This is a genomic window from Pseudomonas sp. TNT2022 ID1044 (genome assembly GCF_028656895.1).
In the GTDB taxonomy this organism is placed as follows: Bacteria; Pseudomonadota; Gammaproteobacteria; order Pseudomonadales; family Pseudomonadaceae; genus Aquipseudomonas; species Aquipseudomonas reinekei.
On record NZ_JAMDHB010000004.1, the window covers coordinates 52,319 to 68,202 of the forward strand.

14 protein-coding genes are annotated in these 15,884 nt (G+C 59.4%); 11 read left to right on the forward strand and 3 right to left on the reverse strand.

The window, feature by feature from the left end:
- The first annotated feature begins 33 nt into the window (after nt 1–33).
- From cysT to M5G20_RS06505, 3 genes are read left to right on the forward strand one after another with little or no spacing between them, the layout of a single operon-like run.
- Nucleotides 34–852 (forward strand): sulfate ABC transporter permease subunit CysT, encoded by an 819-nt coding sequence (gene cysT, locus M5G20_RS06495; RefSeq protein WP_075948581.1) that lies wholly within the window; start codon nt 34–36, stop codon nt 850–852.
- 12 nt (nt 853–864) lie between these two features.
- Entirely contained in the window at nt 865–1,737 is an 873-nt protein-coding gene (gene cysW, locus M5G20_RS06500; protein WP_027922271.1) for a sulfate ABC transporter permease subunit CysW, read from the forward strand.
- Between the two features lie 3 nt (nt 1,738–1,740).
- Nucleotides 1,741–2,730, forward strand: a complete 990-nt coding sequence (locus tag M5G20_RS06505) for a sulfate/molybdate ABC transporter ATP-binding protein (protein WP_150735971.1) — start codon at nt 1,741–1,743, stop codon at nt 2,728–2,730.
- Between the two features lie 101 nt (nt 2,731–2,831).
- Here the strand turns inward: M5G20_RS06505 and M5G20_RS06510 are convergent, their stop codons facing one another.
- Entirely contained in the window at nt 2,832–3,350 is a 519-nt protein-coding gene (locus M5G20_RS06510) for an Mpo1 family 2-hydroxy fatty acid dioxygenase (protein WP_273918446.1), read from the reverse strand.
- Nucleotides 3,351–3,433: 83 nt separating this feature from the next.
- Here M5G20_RS06510 and M5G20_RS06515 point away from each other — a divergent pair, with 83 nt between their 5' ends.
- Nucleotides 3,434–4,120 (forward strand): Crp/Fnr family transcriptional regulator, encoded by a 687-nt coding sequence (locus M5G20_RS06515; RefSeq protein ID WP_273918447.1) that lies wholly within the window; start codon nt 3,434–3,436, stop codon nt 4,118–4,120.
- Between the two features lie 75 nt (nt 4,121–4,195).
- Here M5G20_RS06515 and M5G20_RS06520 read toward each other — a convergent pair whose 3' ends face one another.
- Nucleotides 4,196–5,200, reverse strand: a complete 1,005-nt coding sequence (locus M5G20_RS06520) for an AraC family transcriptional regulator (protein ID WP_273918448.1) — start codon at nt 5,198–5,200, stop codon at nt 4,196–4,198.
- Nucleotides 5,201–5,300: 100 nt separating this feature from the next.
- On the opposite strand from M5G20_RS06520, the gene M5G20_RS06525 reads away from it, so the two are divergent.
- The gene (locus tag M5G20_RS06525) at nt 5,301–6,374 is read left to right on the forward strand and encodes a fatty acid desaturase (RefSeq protein ID WP_273918449.1); all 1,074 of its coding nucleotides are present in this window, start codon (nt 5,301–5,303) and stop codon (nt 6,372–6,374) included.
- Between the two features lie 144 nt (nt 6,375–6,518).
- Here M5G20_RS06525 and M5G20_RS06530 read toward each other — a convergent pair whose 3' ends face one another.
- Nucleotides 6,519–6,794 (reverse strand): hypothetical protein, encoded by a 276-nt coding sequence (locus tag M5G20_RS06530; RefSeq protein ID WP_273918450.1) that lies wholly within the window; start codon nt 6,792–6,794, stop codon nt 6,519–6,521.
- A gap of 566 nt (nt 6,795–7,360) precedes the next feature.
- On the opposite strand from M5G20_RS06530, the gene M5G20_RS06535 reads away from it, so the two are divergent.
- From M5G20_RS06535 to M5G20_RS06560, 6 genes are all read left to right on the forward strand, one after another.
- The gene (locus M5G20_RS06535) at nt 7,361–7,942 is read left to right on the forward strand and encodes an alpha/beta hydrolase (protein ID WP_273918451.1); all 582 of its coding nucleotides are present in this window, start codon (nt 7,361–7,363) and stop codon (nt 7,940–7,942) included.
- A gap of 59 nt (nt 7,943–8,001) precedes the next feature.
- On the forward strand, nt 8,002–8,925 hold the full coding sequence (locus tag M5G20_RS06540) for a sigma 54-interacting transcriptional regulator (RefSeq protein WP_273918452.1): 924 nt from the start codon (nt 8,002–8,004) through the stop codon (nt 8,923–8,925).
- Between the two features lie 250 nt (nt 8,926–9,175).
- Entirely contained in the window at nt 9,176–9,958 is a 783-nt protein-coding gene (locus M5G20_RS06545; RefSeq protein WP_034148439.1) for a MetQ/NlpA family ABC transporter substrate-binding protein, read from the forward strand.
- Between the two features lie 641 nt (nt 9,959–10,599).
- Nucleotides 10,600–11,703: an efflux RND transporter periplasmic adaptor subunit gene (locus M5G20_RS06550; protein ID WP_273918453.1), complete on the forward strand. Its 1,104-nt coding sequence runs from the start codon at nt 10,600–10,602 to the stop codon at nt 11,701–11,703.
- Complete coding sequence (locus tag M5G20_RS06555) at nt 11,700–12,767, forward strand: efflux RND transporter periplasmic adaptor subunit (protein ID WP_150735962.1); 1,068 nt, start codon at nt 11,700–11,702, stop codon at nt 12,765–12,767. Before M5G20_RS06550 ends, M5G20_RS06555 begins: the two co-directional genes overlap by 4 nt.
- Nucleotides 12,764–15,817, forward strand: a complete 3,054-nt coding sequence (locus tag M5G20_RS06560; RefSeq protein WP_273918454.1) for an efflux RND transporter permease subunit — start codon at nt 12,764–12,766, stop codon at nt 15,815–15,817. The genes M5G20_RS06555 and M5G20_RS06560 overlap by 4 nt, the downstream gene beginning before the upstream one ends.
- The last annotated feature ends 67 nt before the right edge of the window (nt 15,818–15,884 follow it).

Sequence of the window (15,884 nt, forward strand, 5' to 3'; positions counted from 1 at the left end):
CGGGGCTTTGCGTGTTATCAACCAAGGACTTTTATGTCGCGTCGTATCTCCCCCGTCATACCCGGCTTCGGGCTGACGCTGGGTTACACCTTGGTGTACCTCAGCCTGATTGTGCTCATACCACTGGCGGCGATGTTCGTGCATGCCGCTCAACTCACCTGGGATCAGTTCTGGGCAATCATCTCGGCGCCACGGGTGCTGGCAGCACTGAAGCTGAGCTTCGGCACCGCCCTGTATGCCGCGATCATCAACGGCATCATCGGCACGCTGCTGGCCTGGGTGCTGGTGCGCTATACCTTTCCCGGACGCAAAATCATCGATGCGATGATCGATTTGCCGTTCGCTCTGCCCACCGCCGTGGCCGGTATTGCGCTGACCGCGTTGTACGCGCCTAACGGTCTGGTCGGTCAGTTTGCAGCCGACCTGGGTTTCAAGATCGCCTACACCCCCCTGGGCATCACCCTTGCCCTGACGTTTGTGACCCTTCCATTCGTGGTACGTACCGTACAGCCAGTATTGGCCGATATTCCTCGTGAAGTGGAAGAAGCGGCAGCGTGCCTGGGTGCGAAGCCGTTTCAGGTGTTCCGTCATATCCTGGTGCCGGCACTGTTGCCTGCATGGTTGACCGGTTTCGCCCTGGCCTTTGCCCGTGGGGTCGGCGAGTACGGTTCGGTGATTTTCATCGCCGGCAACATGCCGATGAAAACCGAAATCCTGCCGCTGCTGATCATGGTCAAACTCGACCAGTACGATTACACGGGTGCTACCTCCATTGGTGTACTGATGCTGGTGGTTTCTTTCATCTTGTTGCTGCTGATCAACTTGCTGCAGCGGCGCATCGAAACCCCATAAGGAGGCGCGAACATGTCCCAATCGTCTATTGCTGCCGCCTCTTCGGCCAACGCTGCCCGTCGTGGCAGTGCGACTTCGCGGCGCATCCTGATCGGTCTCGGCTGGCTGATTTTTGCGCTGTTCCTGCTGCTGCCGCTGTTCATCGTGGTGTCCCAGGGTTTGAAGCTCGGCCTCGGTGCGTTTTTCACCGCCATCTTCGAGCCTGATGCGTTGTCCGCCCTGAAGCTCACGGTGATTGCCGTGCTGATTTCGGTGCCGCTGAACCTGGTGTTCGGCGTCAGCGCTGCGTGGTGCGTGAGTAAGTACTCGTTCCGCGGCAAGAGCATGCTGGTCACGTTGATCGACCTGCCGTTCTCGGTCTCGCCGGTGATCGCCGGTCTGGTCTATGTCTTGATGTTCGGCGCCCAGGGCCTGTTCGGGCCGTGGTTGCAGGACCACGACATCCAGATCGTCTTCGCCTTGCCAGGCATCGTGCTGGCGACGATTTTCGTCACCGTGCCGTTCGTGGCGCGAGAGCTGATCCCGCTGATGCAGGAGCAGGGCACCCAGGAAGAAGAGGCCGCACGCTTGCTCGGGGCCAATGGCTGGCAGATGTTCTGGCACGTCACCGTACCCAACATCAAATGGGGCCTGATCTACGGCGTGGTGCTGTGTACCGCGCGGGCCATGGGGGAGTTCGGTGCGGTGTCGGTGGTTTCCGGGCACATTCGCGGGGTGACCAACACCCTGCCGCTGCACGTCGAGATCCTCTACAACGAATACAACCACGTGGCCGCGTTCGCCGTGGCGAGCCTGTTGCTGATCATGGCGCTCTTCATCCTGCTGCTGAAGCAGTGGAGCGAAAACCGTATTAACCGCCTGCGCGCCAGCGCCGCGGAGGAATAATTCATGTCGATCGAAGTGCGTAACGTCAGCAAGAATTTCAATGCGTTCAAGGCGCTGGACAACATCAGCCTGGACATCCAGAGCGGTGAGCTCGTCGCGCTGCTCGGTCCTTCGGGCTGCGGCAAGACCACGCTGCTGCGGATCATCGCCGGCCTGGAAACGCCGGATCAGGGCAACATCGTGTTCCACGGTGAAGACGTATCCGGGCACGATGTGCGTGATCGCAACGTCGGTTTCGTGTTCCAGCACTACGCGCTGTTCCGCCACATGACGGTATTCGATAACGTCGCGTTCGGCCTGCGCATGAAGCCGAAGAACCAGCGCCCGAGCGAAAGCCAGATCGCGGCGAAAGTTCACGAGCTGCTGAACATGGTGCAGCTCGATTGGTTGTCGGATCGCTACCCGGAACAACTTTCCGGCGGTCAGCGTCAGCGTATTGCGCTGGCCCGTGCCTTGGCGGTGGAGCCGAAGGTGCTGCTGCTCGACGAACCGTTCGGTGCGCTCGATGCCAAGGTCCGTAAAGAGCTGCGCCGTTGGCTGGCGCGCCTGCACGAAGACATCAACCTGACGTCGGTGTTCGTGACCCATGACCAGGAAGAAGCGATGGAAGTCGCCGACCGTATCGTGGTGATGAACAAGGGCGTGATCGAGCAGATCGGTTCACCGGGCGACGTCTACGAAAATCCGGCCAGTGATTTTGTTTATCACTTCCTGGGTGATTCGAACCGTCTGCACTTGGGTGAAGACAACCACGTGCTGTTCCGCCCACACGAAGTCTCGCTGTCACGGCATGAACTGGACGATCACCATGCGGCCGAAGTGCGGGATATCCGTCCGCTGGGTGCAACGACGCGGGTAACGCTGAAGGTGGAAGGGCAAAGCGATCTGATCGAGGCCGAAGTGGTGAAGGATCACGACAGCCTGATCGGGTTGGCGAAAGGTGAGACATTGTTCTTCAAACCGAAGGTCTGGCAGAAAGTCGCCAACCTCTAAAAGCATCGCGGGCAAGCCTGCCCCACAGGGATATCGGTCTGTCACAGATTTTGTGCTCAACACCGACCCATTGTGGGAGCGAGCTTGCTTGCGATTGCGATCTAAACAGCCGCACGTTTCGGATTGACCCGCACCCCGCCCGCACGCGCTTCGATCTGCTCTTTGAGCTCATGCCGCATCCCCAGCAAAAACGCCAGCTCAGCCACCACAAACAACGGCCCGACAATCAACCCCGTCACATCATCGACGAACGCCGGTTTGCGGCCTTCATAGTGGTGGCCGACAAACTGAATCGCCCAGCCGATCACAAACATTCCGACACCGCTGGCAAGCCAGACCATTGTGCTTTGCTGCGCCAGGACGTGTCCCGCCCACACGCAAAGCCCGAGCAACACTGTCATCAGCACCCCGAGGCGCAGTTCAAGACGCAGGTAAAACCACGCCGATGCCAACGACACCAACACCGCCGGCGAGAGCCAGCCCCCACCCCATTGCGGACGTGACAGCAGCACGGCGACGGCCACTACGATCAGCGGAATGCCGATGAAGTGCGTGGCGATGTTGCGCGGGTCACGGTGATAGGCGGCGTATTGACTGAGGTGGTCGACAAGGCTTTTCATTGTTGTTCTCCTGTAGGGTGATTGATCATGCCCCGGGGCCGGTTTCCGCTCTGTCAGCCAGGCGACAATCTCTAGGAGTTTTCATGGATATGCAGGTCTGGCGTCCACGCCTGGCAGGCGGTCAGTGGTTCAGCCATTTGCCTGTTTCCCTACAGGATAGTCTGCTGTCGGCGGCCAGGGTGCGGCGCCTGTCGCCGGGCCAGCGGCTGTTCAAGCGTGGCGATGCGCCCTGTGGCCTGTACGCGGTGCTTGAAGGCGCGATGCGTATCGGTGCCGTGAACGAGCAGGGAAAAGAGGCATTGTTGAGCGTGGTGGAAGCGCCGCACTGGTTCGGTGAAATCGGTCTGTTCGATGGCCAGCCACGCACCCACGATGCGTCCAGCCTGGGTCATAGCACCCTGGCGCACATCCCGCAGTCGGTGTTGCTGGCGCTGCTCGAAGAACAACCGCTGTATTGGCGACAGCTGGCCTTGTTGATGAGCCAGAAACTGCGCCTGACCTTCATCAACCTCGAACAACTGAGCCTGATGCCGGCTCCTACTCGATTGGCCCATCGCTTGTTGATGATTGCCGCCGGCTATGGCGAAATCGACGAGCCACGCCGCGTCCTGCACCTGCCGCAGGAGCAGCTTGCTTCGATGTTGTCACTGTCGCGCCAGACCACCAACCAGATCCTCAAGGATTTGCAGGGGCAGGGGATCATTGGACTGAGCTACGGCGAAATCGAAATCCTCGATGCCGAGCGGTTGCGGTCACTCGCTACAATTTAACGGCCTACACCTACCCCATGTGGGAGCGCGCCTGCTCGCGATGGGGCCGGTCCTGCCAACCACCTTCCTGATCAATCAGCGCAACCCATCCCGAAACTGCCCCGGCGTCATCCCGGTCCAGCGCTTGAAGGCGCGGCTGAAGCTGCTGGTATCGGCAAACCCCAGCAGATAACTGATCTCGCTCAGCGAGACGTGCGAGTCGCGCAGGTGCAGCAGTGCCAGGTTCTCGCGGCTTTCGTTGAGCAGCGTATCGAAGCGACAGCCTTCATCCGCCAGATGCCTTTGCAGGCTGCGCAGGCTCAGGTGCAGGGCCTTGGCGATGTGTTCGGCGCTGGGTTCGCCTTCGGGCAATTGTTCTTCAATGGCATCGCGGACCTTGCGCTCCCACGTCAGCGGCTTGAGTTGCGCGAGGGTGCGTTTGAGCACGGTTTCGTTGTGCTCGGCCAGCTCCGGGTTGGCGTCATCCAGGTGGCTGTCGAAATCGACCAGGGCGAATTCCAGCCGGTCTTCGTCGGCGCCGAAGTGTATCGGCGAGCGAAAGACTTTATGCCATTGATGCGCGTCTGCCGGCTCCGGCCGCCGCAGGTACGTCGCCAGTGGCGCGTAATCCCGGCCCAGGCGATTGCGGCAGGTGCGCACGTAAATCGCCATGAATGCATCGATGGCCTCAAAGGCCGGGGCCGGATTGCCGCAGGGAATTTTCAGACAAAAAAGGTAGCGATCCTCGGTGCGGGTCAGCTCCAGTTCCAGGGCATCGCTGACCACCTGGTGATAGCGCACGATGCGTTCGAACACTTCACGCAGACTGCCGCTGGCCACCAGCGCATAACCCAGCGCATGGAAGGTCGTCGGGCTGACGAAACGTGACACGCGCAAACCAATCGCCGGGTCGCCACTGACCTGTACCGCCAACTCCCACAGGCGCGTAGTACCGGACAATGGATAGCGCGCGTTCGGGTCTTCCATCAACTGTGGATCGAGTCCCGCTTGCTGGCACAGGCTGGTGCTGTCGACGCCCAGGGCATCGAGTTGCTTGCGCAAGGCGCGGGTCCAGCTGGCGAGTGAGGTCGGTTCAGTCATGCTGATTGGCGCTTCCGGTCAACAGGTTGGCGTTCACGGCTACCGCTGCAAATGGGCGCGGCAGGCAGGATGCGAACATCAATAACCAGAGGATGGAAGCATGGACCGTACTTCTGCAAGCCCCCAACGACTGAATGCAGCTCAGCGATCGGCACATATTCGCGAGGTGGTGCTGGCCAAAGGGGTCGAATTGCGCGAACGCTACCCGATTCTCAAGCATCAGGATGCATTGGGCGCAGGCATCCTGGCCTTCGCGCTGGCCGGGATGATCGGCTCGGCGGCGCTGTACATGACGGGGCATATGGCGTGGTGGGCGTGTCTTTTGCTCAACGCGTTTTTTGCTTCGCTGACCCATGAACTGGAACACGACCTGATTCACAGCATGTACTTCCGCAAGCAGCGAGTGCCGCACAACCTGATGATGGGCCTGGTCTGGCTGGCGCGGCCGAGCACGATCAATCCGTGGATTCGCCGCCACCTGCACCTCAATCACCACAAGGTGTCCGGTTCCGAAACCGACATGGAAGAACGTGCGATCACCAACGGCGAGCCCTGGGGTTTCGCGCGGTTGCTGATGATTGGCGACAACATCATGTCGGCGTTCATTCGCATGCTGCGCGCCAAGACCTGGGCGCACAAGTTCAGCATCCTCAAGCGCACCCTGAAAGTTTATGCGCCGCTGGCGCTGGTGCATTGGGGCGCGTGGTATGTGTTTCTCGGCTTCCATGCGGCCAACGGCATCGCGTATTTGGTGGGTACGCCGATCGAGTGGTCGGCGACCACGCTGTCGGTGATGAACGTGATTGATATCGCGGCGGTGGTGATCATCGGCCCGAACGTGCTGCGCACGTTCTGCCTGCACTTCATCAGCTCGAACATGCACTACTACGGCGACATCGAGCCAGGGAACGTGATGCAGCAGTGCCAAGTGCTGAACGCCTGGTGGCTATGGCCGCTGCAAGCGTTCTGCTTCAACTTTGGCAGCAGCCACGGGATTCACCATTTCGTGGTGAAGGAACCGTTTTACATTCGCCAGATGACCGTGCCGGTGGCGCATAAGGTGATGCGTGAGATGGGGGTGCGGTTTAATGATCTGGGGACGTTTGCGCGGGCGAATCGGTTTGTGCGAAGAGAGGAAGTTCGGGGTGAAGCCGCAGAGGGTGTGCGGGTCTGAAGGCTCTATCGCTGGCAGGCCAGCTCCCACAGTGGATCTCGACTGTTCACACATTTTGTGTTCGCTGAAGATCAAATGTGGGAGCGAGCCTGCTACGCGAGTCTCCTGGGACTGAACCAGGGATACACGCAGGAAACCGCTATATCAGTTGCCGGTAATCAGCACACAGGTGTGGGCTTTGCAGCCCTTGCCACTGCTCAGTGAAACGAACCGGATGGCCGCCTCGGGTGTGGAGGTCGAAATCGTGACCGTTGCGGTTTGGAAATCCTTGGCCTGAAAGCGCTCATCCGGCAATACGACGCCCTTCCACTTCCCCTGGAAGATGTTGATGGGGTGGCTGGTTTTGTTTCGGATTTCAATGGTGTCGGTGTCCATGGGAATGGCCGCAAAAATCGACAGCGGCGTCAATAACAACGCCATGCAGGCCAATGTCCGGAAATTTAATGTCATGGGTACTCATCCTGAGTTGATTGAACGGTTGTTGATCTAAAGCGTCCGGCGGCGTTTTAGCAATCTCGCGGTTGTAAGGGGGCATGTGCGCTTACCGAAGCCGTTCAAAGCGATGCCATACGGTCATATTTTCAATGCCTCAAAGCATGGCTTTTTGGTCGCCGGCCCCAAGCCCTTGTCAGGCAAGGTGATATCGCCCGGGACGGCTGGGTCAGCGTACCCATCGATTTCAAAATTCATTAAACCGAAACCTAATTCGCGCGAAACGTTTACACGAGAAATTCACCATGGCGTCAATTGAGCGGGCAGGCATCACCAAGTTGTCGGTGATCACTGCGCGCTGACAAATTTACGATTTTCCGGGGCCGTCTCCTTGGCAGGGTGCGGCCCCTTTTTTATTCCGGCCAAACACGTCACACCAGCGCGTGTTTTCATATTCTATTTGGGTCTTAATAAATAGCTTCTTATTCCTTAAAGAATATAACTCTCATCCCTATACTCAATCAGGAACAGACACGCAGCAGGAGAGCACCCCCATGCGCAACGAATCAATTCGCTATCTGATTGTGCCGGGCTGGCAAGGATCGCCAGAAGATCATTGGCAAAGCCATTGGCAGAACAGCCTGCCGAACAGCGCGCGGGTGGAACAGGCCGACTGGCTGACCCCGCGTCGTGAAGACTGGGTCGCCGCGTTGGCTGAGGCGATTGCCGCCGACAGCACGCCGGTGATCCTGATTGCCCACAGCCTGGGATGCATCACCGTCGCCCATTGGGCAGCGACCGCGCCTGTGCAGTTTTTGCGTCAGGTACGCGGTGCCTTGCTGGTCGCACCGGCAGACGTCGAGCGTCCGGCTTGTGTGCCGGCCTTGCGCAATTTCGCACCGATTCCGACGGACCTGCTGCCATTCCCCAGCCAAGTCGTCAGCTCCGACAACGACAGTGCCGTCAGTGCGTCGCGAGCCATGGAACTGGCGCGTAACTGGGGCGCGGAGGCGGGCATCCTCGCGGGTGCCGGCCACATCAACGTCAAGTCCGGCCACCAACGCTGGGAGCAGGGTTTTGCCTATCTCTATCGCCTGCAGAACCGTATGGAACATCACGCCCTGCGCCGCGCTTGAACCTTTTCTTTTTTTAGAATCGCCCCCCGTCTCCCGGCGGTTTGGGGCGGGAGTCTGCCATGAGTTTTGAATCCTTCGGTCAGCCATTGCTGACCTTTCCCGACGCTGAAAAAAGTCCCCTGAGCATCCGCGCCAAGGCATTGGTGTTCGTCGATCCGCGTTCCCGACAATTGCGCCAAGAGCTGGAACAACTGGCGCCGCGTTCGATTTCAGTGTTGATCCGCGGTGAAACCGGCACCGGCAAGGAGTTGCTTGCACGGCACATCCATCGCGCCAGCGATCGCGGTGGCTTGTTCGTCTCGGTCAATTGCGGGGCGATCAGCCCGACCTATGCCGACGCCGAATTGTTTGGCTACGCGGCCGGCAGTTACAGCGGTTCGGCCAGCAGCCGGGCCGGATGGTTCGGTTCGGCCAACGGCGGAACGTTGTACCTGGACGAGATCGGCGATTTGCCGTTGCCGATCCAGATCAAACTGCTCGCCGCTCTGGAAAACCACGAAGTCACCCGTGTAGGTGCCCATCAGCCGAGTCCGGTGGACGTGCGCCTGGTGGCGGCCACCAGTATCGATCTGGCCCAGGCCGTCGCCGCGGGCAAGTTCCATGAGCGGCTCTATCACTATCTAAGCGAAGGCCAACTCGAACTGCCGGCCTTGCGCGAGCGGGTGGGCGACATCCTGTCGTTGGCCGAATACTTCCTGGGTATCTATAGCCAGCGCCTGGATCTGCCGGTGCCGCTGATCAGCGAAACTGCGCAACATGTGCTGGAACGACACAGTTGGCCGGGCAACACCCGGGAGCTGGAAAATGTCATTCACTTTGCATTGCTGGTGAGTACCGGCGATGAGATTTTGCCCGAGCATTTGAATTTGCCGGATGAAGGATTGGTACAAATCGAACGGCAACTGCAACAGATCCTCGACAACGGCTCCGCCGCCGAAAAAGACGCCCTGAAACAAATCCTTAAAAACGCCGGCCTCCTTTAGGAGCAAGCTTGCTCGCGATTGGGCCTCCGCGGTTTTTCTGTACAGACGCCATCGCTGACAAGCCAGCTCCTACAGGGAATGCGCGAGCTAGAGCTGTATGAACAAAATGGAATATGAAAGTGAATAAAAGATATTGTTCGGGAATAAAAAATCCCGGTATTGTCCGCGTCACGCCAGCGATAGCACTTCACTGGCACACGTACTAATAGCCGTCGCCACAAGCGACTGTGATATTCGATAAGGACACTGCATGAAAAAGGTTCTGTTGTTCACCGCTCTGGCGGCTGCCCTGACCGCGGGCCTGGCCCAGGCTGGCGAGAAACTGGTGGTAGCGGCGACCCCGGTTCCCCACGCCGAGATTCTTGAACTGATCAAGCCAACCCTCGCCAAAGAAGGCGTGGACCTGGAAATCAAAGTCTTCACCGACTACGTTCAGCCCAACGTACAGGTTGATCAGAAGCGTCTGGACGCCAACTACTTCCAGACCCTGCCGTACCTGAAAAGCTTCAACGAAGGCAAAGGCACCAACCTGGTCACCGTGATCGGTGTTCACGTTGAACCGTTCGGTGGCTACTCGAAGAAAGTCAAAACCCTGGCCGAGCTGAAAGACGGCGCGACCATCGCTATTCCTAACGAAGGCAGCAACAGCGGCCGTGCCCTGATCCTGCTGCAGAAGGCTGGCCTGATCGAGTTGAAAGACCCGAAAAACGCGTTGGCCACGCCGAAAGACATCGCCAAGAACCCGCACAACTTCAAGTTCAAGGAACTGGAATCGGCCATGCTGCCGCGCGTGCTGGATCAAGTCGACCTGGACATGATCAACACCAACTACGCGCTGGAGGCGGGTCTGAACCCGGCTAAAGACGCGCTGGTGATCGAAGGTGCAGATTCGCCATACGTAAACTTCCTGGTGGCTCGTCCTGATAACAAGGACAGCGCCGCCATCCAAAAACTGGCCAAAGCCCTGACCAGCCCGGAAGTGAAAGCATTCATCGAGAAGAAGTACAGCGGCGCGGTACTGCCGGCGTTCTGATTCGCGAGGTAAACCTCTTCAAGGTTTCCAACGCCGACGGCTAATACAGCGTCGGCGTTTTTTTATTGGGCGTTCTCTGAAACCTGTGGCCTGCGAGCTTGCTCGCGCCGGATTGCTAAGCGACCCCAACACCTGTGCATGCGGTCGATCATGCACACCGCGTTGCCTGGGATTGCGACTGCTGCGCAACCGAGCGGGAGCAAGCCCCCTCGCCACAAAAGCCTGGCATCAATCAACGATGAAATTCACGCCACCCTGGCCTTCAACGCTCGGCGCAACGCCACCAATAACTTCACGATGTCCTGCGGGTTCATGGGTTGAAGCACTTTTGCATCTGCCATTTTCTCTTCCTTGTGAGTGATCGGCCGGCGAGTCTGGCCAATAGCGGTTCGTCCTTGGAGGGGTAAATCGAAAAAAAGATCCTTCCTACAGCGCAAGGGAAAATAGACGTCTTACTTCGCCTCGGCAAATTCCGCAGGGTAGTTTTTGGCTACCGCGTGCTGACCCGAACCCGGGGCGCCGAAGCGCTCATTGCGTCGCCACGCAAATTGTTCTTTATTTGACGCCGCGCAACGTGCGCGTTTGAAACCCTGTTCTAAGCTGACAGACGTATTGCGCGCGCATAACGCAAAGGAGTCTGCATGGCTGGTCCTGGAATGAAAATGGCGATCGGCTTGAGCCTCCTGGCTTTGCTGACCGCGTGTGATGAAGAAGCACCGATTGAGAAGGCTCGGCCACGGGTTTTCGTTCAGGAAGTCAAACCTGCCGAATATGCCGCCAACATCACCTTGACCGGCGATGTGCAGGCCCGGGTGCAGACCGAACTGTCTTTTCGCGTGAGCGGAAAGATCATCCAGCGTACGGTCGATGTCGGTGACCGGATCTCGGCCAGACAGGTCCTTGCCCGGCTCGACCCGAAGGACCTGCAAACCAATGTCGACTCCGCGCAGGCTCAAGTCGTCGCCGAACAGGCCAGGGTCAAACAGAACGCCGCTTCATTCGTGCGTCAGCAAAAACTGTTGCCCAAAGGCTATACCAGCCAAAGCGAATACGACTCTGCCCAGGCTGCATTGCGTAGCAGCCAAAGCTCGCTGGCGGCGGCCCAGGCGCAATTGGCCAATGCCCGTGAACAACTGAGTTACACCGCCTTGGTTTCCGATGCGCCGGGCGTGATCACTCAGCGCCAGGCAGAAGTCGGGCAAGTGGTTCAGGCCACGGTGCCGATTTTCAGCCTGGCCCAGGACGGTGAGCGCGATGCGGTGTTCAATGTCTACGAATCGCTGCTGGCCGAACCGCCATCAGACAAAGCCGTCGTGGTCAGCCTGCTCGACAATCCGGCGATCAAAACCACTGGCACCGTCCGGGAAATCACCCCGGCGGTCTCCGAGCAGACCGGTACCGTACAGGTCAAAGTCACCCTCGACAGCTTGCCGCCGGGCATGCAGCTGGGCTCGGTGGTGAGTGCCAGTGCCAATACCCGGGGTAAATCCGCGGTGGAATTGCCATGGTCGGCGTTGACCAAGAAAGTCAGCGACCCTGCCGTGTGGCTGGTGGACGGCGAAGGCAAGGCGCAGCTGCATGCCGTCACCGTTGGCCGCTACCTGACCGGTAAAGTCATCATCAGCGATGGCCTCAAAGGCGGCGAAAAAGTCGTCATTGCCGGCGGCCAGTTGCTGCACCCCGGCGTGACCGTGGAAATCGCTGAAAACACCTACAAGGAATTGGCCACGGAGAGTCAACCATGAAGCATCTGTTACTGGTGTTCGCCAGTGTGATGCTGGTGGCCTGTTCGAAAGAGGAAGCAGCACCGGAACCGGTGCGCCCGGTGTTGTCGATCAAGGTCGAAGCGCTGGGTGAGCAAAACCTCGGCCGCTTCGCGGGGAGCATCCAGGCCCGTTATGAAAGCAACGTCGGTTTCCGGGTGCCGGGACGCATCGCCAGCCGTAGCGTCGATGTCGGCGCGGAAGTCGAAAAGGGCGCCTTGCTTGCCTCGCTGGATCCTACCGATCAGAAGAACCAGTTGCGCTCCGCAGAAGGCGATCTGGCGAGTATCCGGGCGAATCTGATTAATGCTCAGGCCACTGCACGGCGACAGCAGAGCCTGTTCGATCAAGGGGTGGGCTCCCAGGCGCAACTCGACGCTGCGCAGACTGACCTGAAAACCACCCAGGCTTCTCTTGACCAGGCCCAGGCGGCGGTCAATCAGGCCAAGGACCAACTGAACTACGTTGAACTGCGTGCCGATCACAAAGCGGTGGTCACCGCGTGGATGGCCGAGGCCGGGCAAGTCGTCACTGCCGGCCAGCAAGTGGTCACCCTGGCACAACCGGACATCAAGGAAGCGGTGATCGATCTGCCGGACACCCTGGTCGATCAGTTGCCCCAGGACGTGGTGTTTCAAGTGGCCTTGCAACTGACCCCGGAAATCAACACCACGGCCATCGTCCGTGAAATCGAACCCCAGGCAGAAAGCGCCACCCGTACCCGCCGTGCGCGCCTGACCCTGAGCGAAACGCCCACCGCGTTTCGTCTGGGCTCGGCGATCAGCGTGACCTTGAGTTCGGCGATCAAGCCGCAAATCGAACTGCCTCTGAGCGCACTGCAGGAGGTCGATGGCAAACCGCGGATCTGGATCGTCGATACGCAGTCACAAACCGTATCCCCGCGGGACGTCAGCATCGTCAGCCGCACCGATACAACGGTGGTCGTGGCCAGTGGCGTGAAGTCCGGCGAGCGGATTGTCAGTGCGGGTGTGAACAGCCTCAAACCGGGGCAGAAAGTGAAAGTAGATGAGGGCAGCCCACAATGAAAGGGAGCTTCAACTTATCCGAATGGGCGCTTAAACATCAGTCGTTTGTCTGGTATTTGATGTTCGTCGCGTTGCTGATGGGCGTGTTCTCGTACTTGAACCTGGGTCGCGAGGAAGACCCTTCATTCACCATCAAGACCATGGTGATCCAGACCCGCTGGCCGGGTGCGACCCAGGAGGAAACCCTCAAGCAGGTCACTGACCGCATCGAGAAAAAACTCGAAGAACTCGACTCGCTCGACTACGTGAAAAGCTACACCCGCCCCGGTGAGTCCACGGTGTACGTTTACTTGCGCGACACCACCAAGGCCAAGGACATTCCGGAAATCTGGTACCAGGTGCGCAAGAAAATCGGCGACATTCGCTACTCGTTTCCCCAAGGCATCCAGGGACCATCGTTCAACGACGAATTCGGTGACGTGTTCGGTTCGATCTATGCCTTTACCGCCGACGGCCTGACGTTGCGCCAGTTGCGCGACTACGTCGAACAGGCCCGTGCCGACATCCGTGGCGTGCCGGGATTGGGCAAGATCGAGATGGTCGGGCAGCAGGATGAAGTCCTGTACCTGAATTTCTCGACCCGCAAACTGGCGGCGCTGGGCATCGATGAGCAGCAGGTGGTTCAAAGCCTGCAAGCGCAGAACGCCGTGACGCCGGCGGGGGTGATCGAAGCCGGTCCCGAGCGGATTTCGGTGCGCACATCCGGGCAGTTCATTTCCGAGAAAGACCTGGCCAACGTCAACCTGCGGCTCAATGATCGCTTCTATCGCCTGGCCGACATTGCCGATATTCGCCGTGGTTACGTCGACCCGTCGACCCCGGAATTTCGTTTCAATGGACAACAGGCCATCGGCCTGGCCATTGCCATGCAGACCGGCGGCAACATCCAGGAATTCGGCAAGGCCCTGCACCAGCGTGTCAGCGAGCTCACTGCGAACCTGCCGGTGGGCGTCGGTGTCCACAACGTCTCCGATCAGTCCGTCGTGGTGGAAGCCGCGGTTGGCGGGTTCACCAGTGCCTTGTTCGAAGCCGTGGTGATCGTGTTGGTGGTCAGCTTCATCAGCCTCGGCGTGCGCGCCGGTCTGGTGGTGGCGTGCTCGATCCCGCTGGTGCTGGCGATGGTGTTCGTGTTCATGGAATACAGCGGCATCACCATGCAGCGGATTTCCCTTGGTGCGTTGATCATCGCGCTGGGCCTGCTGGTGGATGATGCGATGATCACGGTCGAGATGATGGTCTCGCGTCTGGAGTTGGGCGATACCAAGGAGCAGGCGGCGACCTTTGCCTATACCTCGACCGCCTTCCCGATGCTCACAGGTACGTTGGTCACAGTGGCGGGTTTCGTACCGATTGGCCTCAATGGCAGCTCGGCCGGTGAATACACCTTCACCCTGTTTGCGGTGATTGCCGTGGCCATGCTGGTTTCGTGGGTGGTGGCGGTGCTGTTCGCCCCGGTCATCGGCGTGCACATCCTCAGCGTCAATGTGAAGCCGCATGCGGCCGAACCCGGGCGTCTGGGACGGGCATTCAATAGCGGCCTGTTGTGGAGCATGCGCAACCGCTGGTGGGCGATTGGCCTCACCATCCTGTTGTTCGCGCTGTCGGTTGTCGGTATGCGCTTTGTGCAGAATCAGTTCTTTCCGGCCTCGGACCGCCCGGAAATCCTCGTCGACCTGAACCTGCCGCAAAACGCCTCGATCGATGAAACCCGCAAGGCCGTGGACAAGCTCGAAGCGACGCTCAAGGGTGACCCGGATATCGTGCGCTGGAGTACTTACGTCGGCCAGGGTGCGATTCGTTTTTACCTGCCTCTCGACCAGCAACTGCAGAACCCCTACTACGCGCAATTGGTGATCGTCGCCAAAGACTTCGAGACCCGCACAGCCCTCAGCGATCGCCTGCGTGAACGTCTGCGCAAGGATTTCGTCGGCATCGGCAGTTTTGTCCAGGCGCTGGAAATGGGCCCGCCTGTGGGCCGGCCGATCCAGTACCGGGTCAGCGGCCCGGACATCGACCAGGTGCGCAAGCACGCCATCGATCTGGCCAGCCAGTTGGACAAGAACCCGCACATCGGCGAAATCATTTTCGACTGGAACGAGCCGGGCAAGGTGCTGCGCATCGATATTGCCCAGGACAAGGCCCGCCAGCTCGGCTTGTCGTCCGAGGACGTGGCGAACCTGATGAACAGCATCGTCAGTGGCTCGACGGTGACCCAGGTCGACGATGACATCTACCTGATCAACGTGGTCGGTCGCGCCGTAGACGCCGAACGGGGTTCGCCGGAAACCCTGCAGAACCTGCAGATTCTCACCCCGGGCGGCACCTCGATTCCTTTGCTCGCGTTTGCCTCCGTGCGCTACGAACTTGAGCAACCGCTGGTGTGGCGTCGCGATCGTAAACCGACGATTACCATCAAGACGGCGGTGGTCGGTGAAATTCAGCCCACCGATCTGGTGAAACTGCTCAAGCCGGACATCGACCAGTTCGCTGCAGCATTGCCGGCGGGATACAAGGTCGCCACGGGCGGTACGGTGGAGGAGAGCGCCAAGGCCCAGGGGCCGATCAACAAGGTCATCCCGTTGATGGTGTTCCTGATGGCCACCTTCCTGATGATTCAACTGCACAGCGTGCAGAAAATGTTCCTGGTGGCCAGCGTCGCGCCGCTGGGCCTGATCGGCGTGGTGCTGGCGCTGGTGCCGACGGGAACGCCGATGGGCTTTGTGGCGATCCTCGGCATTCTGGCGCTGATCGGCATCATCATCCGCAACTCGGTGATTCTGGTGACCCAGATCGACGCGTTCGTGGCCGAAGGTTCTTCACAATGGGATGCCGTGCTGGAAGCCACCGAACACCGTCGGCGACCGATCCTGCTGACCGCCGCGGCGGCGAGCCTGGGCATGATCCCGATTGCCCGGGAAGTGTTCTGGGGGCCGATGGCCTACGCGATGATCGGCGGGATCATCGTCGCGACCTTGCTCACGCTGCTGTTTTTGCCGGCGTTGTACGTGGCCTGGTACAGGATTCACGAGCCTAAGAAAGAAGTGCGATAAGGCGAGCGCTGCGCGCTCATCGCCAGCAGGCTGGCTCCCACAGGTGCATGCGTTCAACGGTGGGAGC

What these genes read in the sequence shown, in the direction of transcription:
- M5G20_RS06520 (WP_273918448.1), bottom strand. Translation starts at nt 5,200, where the DNA reads ATGACTGAACCGACCTCACTCGCCAGCTGGACCCGCGCCTTGCGCAAG.
- M5G20_RS06545 (WP_034148439.1), top strand. Translation starts at nt 9,176, where the DNA reads ATGAAAAAGGTTCTGTTGTTCACCGCTCTGGCGGCTGCCCTGACCGCG.
- M5G20_RS06535 (WP_273918451.1), top strand. Translation starts at nt 7,361, where the DNA reads ATGCGCAACGAATCAATTCGCTATCTGATTGTGCCGGGCTGGCAAGGA.
- M5G20_RS06540 (WP_273918452.1), top strand. Translation starts at nt 8,002, where the DNA reads ATGAGTTTTGAATCCTTCGGTCAGCCATTGCTGACCTTTCCCGACGCT.
- M5G20_RS06530 (WP_273918450.1), bottom strand. Translation starts at nt 6,794, where the DNA reads ATGGCGTTGTTATTGACGCCGCTGTCGATTTTTGCGGCCATTCCCATG.
- cysW (WP_027922271.1), top strand. Translation starts at nt 865, where the DNA reads ATGTCCCAATCGTCTATTGCTGCCGCCTCTTCGGCCAACGCTGCCCGT.
- M5G20_RS06560 (WP_273918454.1), top strand. Translation starts at nt 12,764, where the DNA reads ATGAAAGGGAGCTTCAACTTATCCGAATGGGCGCTTAAACATCAGTCG.
- M5G20_RS06505 (WP_150735971.1), top strand. Translation starts at nt 1,741, where the DNA reads ATGTCGATCGAAGTGCGTAACGTCAGCAAGAATTTCAATGCGTTCAAG.
- M5G20_RS06525 (WP_273918449.1), top strand. Translation starts at nt 5,301, where the DNA reads ATGGACCGTACTTCTGCAAGCCCCCAACGACTGAATGCAGCTCAGCGA.
- cysT (WP_075948581.1), top strand. Translation starts at nt 34, where the DNA reads ATGTCGCGTCGTATCTCCCCCGTCATACCCGGCTTCGGGCTGACGCTG.
- M5G20_RS06515 (WP_273918447.1), top strand. Translation starts at nt 3,434, where the DNA reads ATGGATATGCAGGTCTGGCGTCCACGCCTGGCAGGCGGTCAGTGGTTC.
- M5G20_RS06510 (WP_273918446.1), bottom strand. Translation starts at nt 3,350, where the DNA reads ATGAAAAGCCTTGTCGACCACCTCAGTCAATACGCCGCCTATCACCGT.
- M5G20_RS06550 (WP_273918453.1), top strand. Translation starts at nt 10,600, where the DNA reads ATGGCTGGTCCTGGAATGAAAATGGCGATCGGCTTGAGCCTCCTGGCT.
- M5G20_RS06555 (WP_150735962.1), top strand. Translation starts at nt 11,700, where the DNA reads ATGAAGCATCTGTTACTGGTGTTCGCCAGTGTGATGCTGGTGGCCTGT.